At 36.0% G+C, this 6570-nt stretch carries 8 protein-coding genes; 4 read left to right on the forward strand and 4 right to left on the reverse strand.

Annotated elements, in window-relative coordinates; translation table 11 throughout:
- Positions 1-34: 34 nt before the first annotated feature.
- From ENL20_03020 to ENL20_03035, 4 genes are all read right to left on the reverse strand, one after another.
- Positions 35-1096, reverse strand: coding sequence for a type IV pilus twitching motility protein PilT (locus tag ENL20_03020; GenBank protein HHE37528.1), 1062 nt, complete (start codon positions 1094-1096; stop codon positions 35-37).
- A gap of 15 nt (positions 1097-1111) precedes the next feature.
- Positions 1112-1540, reverse strand: a complete 429-nt coding sequence (locus tag ENL20_03025) for a prepilin-type N-terminal cleavage/methylation domain-containing protein (protein HHE37529.1) — start codon at positions 1538-1540, stop codon at positions 1112-1114.
- Positions 1541-1677: 137 nt separating this feature from the next.
- The gene (gene hypB, locus ENL20_03030; GenBank protein ID HHE37530.1) at positions 1678-2331 is read right to left on the reverse strand and encodes a hydrogenase accessory protein HypB; all 654 of its coding nucleotides are present in this window, start codon (positions 2329-2331) and stop codon (positions 1678-1680) included.
- A gap of 48 nt (positions 2332-2379) precedes the next feature.
- Positions 2380-2649 (reverse strand): DUF861 domain-containing protein, encoded by a 270-nt coding sequence (locus ENL20_03035; protein HHE37531.1) that lies wholly within the window; start codon positions 2647-2649, stop codon positions 2380-2382.
- Between the two features lie 256 nt (positions 2650-2905).
- On the opposite strand from ENL20_03035, the gene ENL20_03040 reads away from it, so the two are divergent.
- From ENL20_03040 to ENL20_03055, 4 genes are read left to right on the forward strand one after another with little or no spacing between them, the layout of a single operon-like run.
- Complete coding sequence (locus tag ENL20_03040) at positions 2906-3529, forward strand: PadR family transcriptional regulator (GenBank protein ID HHE37532.1); 624 nt, start codon at positions 2906-2908, stop codon at positions 3527-3529.
- 2 nt (positions 3530-3531) lie between these two features.
- Positions 3532-4878, forward strand: coding sequence for a TolC family protein (locus ENL20_03045; GenBank protein HHE37533.1), 1347 nt, complete (start codon positions 3532-3534; stop codon positions 4876-4878).
- On the forward strand, positions 4875-5180 hold the full coding sequence (locus tag ENL20_03050; protein ID HHE37534.1) for a hypothetical protein: 306 nt from the start codon (positions 4875-4877) through the stop codon (positions 5178-5180). Before ENL20_03045 ends, ENL20_03050 begins: the two co-directional genes overlap by 4 nt.
- Positions 5181-5207: 27 nt before the next feature.
- Entirely contained in the window at positions 5208-6308 is a 1101-nt protein-coding gene (locus ENL20_03055) for an efflux RND transporter periplasmic adaptor subunit (GenBank protein HHE37535.1), read from the forward strand.
- Positions 6309-6570 lie beyond the last annotated feature (262 nt).

The raw sequence follows: 6570 nt of genomic DNA on the forward strand, positions 1-6570 counted from the left end.
CCAAATCCTCTTTCAGAAGTAATTTGTCTGAACATCAGAATCCCACGCCAGAAACGAACATTTTCGGATTATCGGAAACTTCCTGAGCAACGAGTCGATCCAGTAAGCCATTCATGACATGACTATACAAAGATTGATCCAGAGTCTGCATTCCATCTTTAGTTCCGGATTGGATCACGGAAGGTATCTGGTAAGTTTTTTCTTCCCTGATTAGATTTCTGACAGCAGTATTAGCTATCATTATTTCTAAAGCCGGGACTCGTCCGGAACCATCTTTCATTGGTAATAATGTCTGAGCAACGACCGCTTGCAACGATTCCGAAAGCATTGAACGGATCTGACCTTGTTGTTCTTTGGGGAACATATCTATGATCCTATCAATAGACTTGGTTGCACTGCTGGTATGTAATGTAGCCAGAACAAGATGACCCGTCTCAGCAGCGGTCAAAGCTAATGAGACCGTGTCGAGATCGCGCATTTCACCAACAAGAATAACATCAGGATCTTCACGAAGAGCAGATCGGAGGGCAGCTTTAAAAGACCAGGTATCGTGTCCTAACTCTCTTTGATTGATCAAAGAGTTTTTACTGGCATGGACATATTCGATCGGATCTTCAACAGAAATTATATGACAATGTCGATGATCATTAATGACATCAATCATGGTCGCTAAAGTTGTCGATTTTCCACTTCCGGTAGGACCAGTTACTAAAATAAGACCGTTCCTTCTTAAAGCAAGTTTTGCCAGGATATCAGGCAGATTAAGTTCATCAAATCCTCTAATCTCATTTGGAATCACACGAAAAGCAACAGCTCGACCGTTCAGCTGGTGAAAAGCATTTACCCTGAACCTTGTTTCGTCATCTAATTTTGTGGAGAAGTCAATTTCCAATCTTTCTTTAAATAATGCTTTTTGGGATTCATTCATTACACTAAAGATTAAATCGTCAACTTCTTTTACAGTTGATCTGGGTAAATTCAATTTTTTCATAATACCGTTTACCCTGATCATAGGAATTGATCCTGTGCTGATATGTAGATCAGATGCACCGGCATCAGATGCAAACTGTAACAGTTCTTGAATTGTAAGCTTCAAAAAGCACCTCCGAATTTAGTCAACGATCTCTTCTTCTTCCTCTTCTTCGTCAATTCCATAACCATGATATTTAGCATCATCAACATCATACCAGACCTGTTTACCTTCTCCCTCAGAGAAATCAGCTGTGGAAGTTGCAATATACTTATTGGGTGGATTCCCAACAACCTCAAATTCCCAGTTTTTCTCTGTAGCATTACCAAGTTTAGCATCTTTTAAGGCATCTTCAATGGTGTAATTTTCTGTAGAACCGTAAGTTTGATAGTAAACTCTGTAAGCACTTCGGATGGCTGCAATAGCCGATTGAGCTTCAGTTGATCTTGCTTTCCTGACATAACTCATGTAGATCGGGACCGCGATTGCTGCTAAAATTGCAATAATAACAACCACCACCAACAACTCGATCAAGCTGAATCCTTTTTGATTTTGAAATGTTTTGAACATTCTTCCTCCTTAAATAATATTTTCTTTTTCTGCAATTATTGTTCCAACGAAAAAAGGTGTTATTTTTTGTCAAAAGAAAATTAATACTCGTTTAGTTTTTTTATTACAAAAATCATTTTTTTTGGTTCTATACAGTGTTACCGACTTTTATGTAAATATTCCTTCCAATCATTCAGACCTTCACCTGATTTCGCTGAAATTTCAATTATCTTCATCTTTGGATTTACTTTTCGGATATTTTCTTTAATATTTTCAATATTTATATCAAGGTAAGGAAGAAGGTCAGTTTTGGAAATTATACATAAATGTGAGTTCTGGAATGCAAGAGGATATTTCAGCGGTTTATCTTCACCTTCGGTAACACTGAGAACAACAGCATTGATATGAGCCCCTACATCGAACTCCGCAGGACAAACAAGGTTTCCGATATTTTCCACAAAGAGGATATCGATATTTGAAAGGTCAATTTCTTCAATAGCAGATTTTATCCAGCCTGATTCGAGATGACAGTCTCCTCCAAATGGTCCGGTATTTATCTGATATGCTTGTATTCCTGCTCTGGAGACTCTTTCTGCATCGAGAGTCGTCCGGATGTCACCTTCGATCACACAAATTTTATTTCCAAACTTTTCAGCGGTTTTTTCTAAAATTGTTGTTTTACCTGAACCGGGAGAACTCATCAAATTGATAAACAGAATACCTTTTTCTTTCAGTTCATTTCGTAATTCTTCAGCAATTCTATCGTTAACATTAAGGATTTTTTTCATCACCTTTATTTCTTTTGTATCCATTTTACTCCTTTAAAACTTCACAAGTATAAAAAACTTATTAAGTTTATATTACTTGAAATTATAATGTTTTTTCACACTTTCTTTGATATCCCAAACACAGGAAAGTCCTTTCGGGAAAGTTACAAAATCACCTTTTCCGAATTCCACCTTTTCCCCGTCTTCAGTTTCAACGATCACTTTTCCTTCCAACAGCAGACATTCTTCGGTAGAATCATAATACCAGTCAAATCGGGAAACTTTCTTTTCCCAGATAGCCCAAGATTTGATTCCTCTTTGTTGTATTTGTTCATCAGAAAGTTTTTCTACTTTTATTTTCATTTTTTAAACCTCCGGGAAAATCATTTTTTGATATGTCAAAATGTCAAGAAGAATGTAAGTGCCTGAATATCATACAACTTTATTATATTATATCTAATACTATTCTACTTTATAATAATATCCTTGACATTATATTCCCGTAAAATAATTTGTCGCCGATTTTGAAGTGTATCACAAACAATCCTGTTTGTGTAAAAAATCAGGTTATTCAATATTCAGAAAGTTTGAGTTCGTTATAAACCTTCCGAATTTTCTGATGTTAGAAAAAGTGAAAGAAAAACTTCGGAAGGTACTTAAGGAGGTTTCGATGAATAAATCGGATTTAGTTGTGCTCGGATTTCTGCGTCGCAAATCGATGTATGGTTATGAGATTATTCAATGGTTAAAAACGCACCACATGGACGAATGGGCAGATGTTAAAATGCCGTCTGTCTATAAAGCGATGCAGCGACTTGAAAAGAAAGAATATATTTCCGGAGAGAAAGTTACAGAAGGAAATAATCCACCGCGAACCGTTTTTTCCATCACGGAAAAAGGAAAAGAATTTCTACTGGAAATGCTGGAATATTTTATGGTGAAAAGTGAAAATCCTCATGACTTCTGGATCGGGATCTGTTTTTTGAATCAAGGTTTTACAAAAGGAAAATTTCTGCAAATACTAACTGATCGTAAACAAAAAATGAAAGAGCATCTCAAGTGTCATAAGCAACATTTCGAGCAAATGAAAAGCACAGAAAAATGGAAACTTATGCCGTTTTACATTAAAACTCTGATGAAAATGGGAACAAAAATGAATGCTATCGAAATCGAATCCCTTGATGAATTAAAAAAAGAAGCAGAAAATAAAGAGAATGAAATTTTCTTTATCAAAGAGGATTAGATATGAAAAAGATTGTTTTTATCATTGTTTTGTTTTCCAGTTTTTCCTTATTTTCAGAAATCCTGACCTTGAAAGATGCAAAAGAAATCGCTTTGGAAAACAATCCTGAATATCTGACAAAAAAATGGGCATACGAATCTGCTAAATGGAATGAGATCAGCTCATTATCCGGTTTGCTTCCTTCTGCTAATTTAACAGGCTCTCAAATTCAGATGAAACCCGGAATGCCGTCTATGATGAATCCGATTCCTGATGATGAAACAAACACGCGATCTTACGGATACTCGATAAATCAACCGTTATTTCTCGGTGGGAAACTCTGGCTTGGTTATCGTCTTTCCCGTGATGCAAAACAGATGTCTGAATATGCTCTTGCAGAACAAAAAATGAAAACTATTTCCGGAGTTGAAGAAAAATATTTCAATCTTCTTGAAGCAGCAGAAATTTTGGAAATTTCTAAAGAACAGCTTCGGTCTGCTGAATTAAACCTGGAAATAGCAGAATTAAGATATGAAATGGGAACACTTGCCAAAGTTGATCTTTTAAAAATCCAATCCGATAAAGCTGCCAAAGAAACCGAACTGATCCAATCCGAAACTCTGTATGCGATCAGTTATTCCGGTCTAAAAAATTATCTGCAATTTCAGGATGATTTTGAAGTAGAAAATTTCGATGCAACTATTTATAATGAACTGATTGAAAGCCTGAACTCTTTTGATGAAAAACAGATAAATGTTCTTATTGATGAATGTTTTCAGATTTCTCTGCGTGAGAATTATTCCATTAAAACTCTGAAAGAAACAAAAGATATGGCAAAGAAAAGTGTGTTAATGGCAGCAGGAAATTTCCTGCCAACCTTGAATTTGAGTTATAGCCAGACCTGGAGCAAATCCTGGAATGAAATCCAAAAAGAATCCGATTCTAATTATAACGATTCTAAACAATTGGCATTAACTGCCTCTATCCCGATTTTTCCGATTACAGATAATTTTGCTGATTATAAAAAAGCAAAATTCGAAAAAAGAAAAACCGATGAGGATTATAAATCTGCAGAAAGCGGGATTAAACTGGATTTGGAAAGTTCTGTTTTGAACCTGATAAGTTCAGCAAAACAAGTAAAGGCTTCTGAACTTACTTTGAATTTTGCAACCGAATTACATTCCCAAATGGAAGAAAGATTCAGGAATGGAATGGTTTCCACAACCGAAATACTCGATTCGGAAGTGATGCTGAAAAGTTCAAAAATGTCTTTTATTCGGAGTTCATTCTCATTCATTAAAGCAAAATCAAAATTAATACTGCTTCTTGGAATGGAAGAAGAAAACGAATTTTTGGAATTATTAAAATGAAATCTAAAAAAATAAGCCACAATAAAGCACAAAATACACAAAATATGTTTTCATTTTTTCAATGTATTATTGGAAATTTGCAGAAACCTCTGTGTTCTCTGTGTCTCTGTGGCAAAAAAAATAAAATCGATGAAAAAAATAACCTTGAAAATGGTTTACCGACAGAGGAATTCTTTCAAATGAACCTTTTCAACGGTTGGATGCGAGATATTAGAAAACCATTGAAAAAGTTTAGCAAGAAGAGAGATACTTATGAACTTTTTCAAGGTAGAAAAAATAAAAAAATCGTCCGCCTTCGTTAAAACTACGGCGTGACAAGGAGTAAAAAAATGAAAATAAAATATTTACTAATAACCTTAATTGTGTTCTCAATAATGATAGGTTGCGGAAAAAAACCTGCAGCAAATCCGGAACTTTCCAAAAAAGGAAAAAATAATATCGAAAAGAATATTCCGGTTATGGTGGAAAAAGTGCAGCCAAAAAATCTGGAGCAGTTTATAAAAGTAACCGGGAAATTGGAAGGACTGACCGATATCGTGATGACCGCTGAAACCAGCGGAAAGGTTGTTGAAATCAAAAAACATCTCGGTGATTGGGTAGCCAAAGGTGAAGAAATCGGCAGGATAGATAATAAAGATTATGAAATTCAGGTGAAACAATCGGAAGCTGCAGTATTAGCAGCAGAAGCAGCTTATGAAGTTGCAGAATTGCAGATGCAGACTTCTGAAAACCTGTTTCAGCAAAACAGCATTTCGCAAGTGGAGTATTCCCAGACTAAAAGCAATTTTAAAAGTGCTCTTGCAGGTTTGAATGGTGCAAAAGCAGGTCTGGAAAAATCTCGGAAAGCATACAATAATTCCCGTTTTCTGGCATCTGTTTCCGGATTTATTACGGATATTCCAATCGAGATCGGACAGACCATTTCTTTCGGACAACCGGTTTGCAGTATTGTTGATTCCAAAAAAATGATAATTAAAACCGGAGTTGGAGAAAAGGAAGTTCAAAAACTGCAGAAAGGTCAGCAGGTAACAGTTTCCAATGACAATAAGGAAGAAATTTTTTATGGGAAGATCACAGGTATTGGGATCAAACCTATTAATAATTCCGCATCATATCCGATAGAGATCGAGATCGAGAATCAGCAGGGCAGATTACTTCCGGGAATGGTGATCGAAGCAAGAATACAAAGTAAAGTATTCAAAGATGTTATCTACACTTCGATGAATAATATCATTCAGGAATATGATGATTATTTTGCATTTGTGATAATTAAAGAAAATAAAGCAGAACGCAGGAAAGTAACTCTCGGCGAAAAAGTCGGTGAAAATGTGATCATCACCGGCGGAATAAAGATTGATGAAAATTTGGTAATTGAAGGTGTGGAAAACCTGGAAGACGGTTCTGTGGTGGATATCAGGAAAGGATTATAGCCACAAAAATGCACAAAATACACAAAAAAAAATAAACACTTATTGGAAAACATCGGAATGTTCTGCTTGCAGATCTTCTCCCGAAAGCATTCGGGATTTGAACCTCGACATTCCGAAGATTCGGCAAGCCGAAAAATTCGGAAGTTGGATTGGAATGGACTTGACTCGTAGCGGAGCATGAGTTGAGAACATTCAGCTGCAATCGGTCGCAATTCTCGACTCACATTCCCTTCGGTCATTGCGAGTCAAGTCTTGCTAAATC

The sequence above is a fragment of the Candidatus Cloacimonadota bacterium genome (assembly GCA_011372345.1).
Classification (GTDB): domain Bacteria; phylum Cloacimonadota; class Cloacimonadia; order Cloacimonadales; family TCS61; genus DRTC01.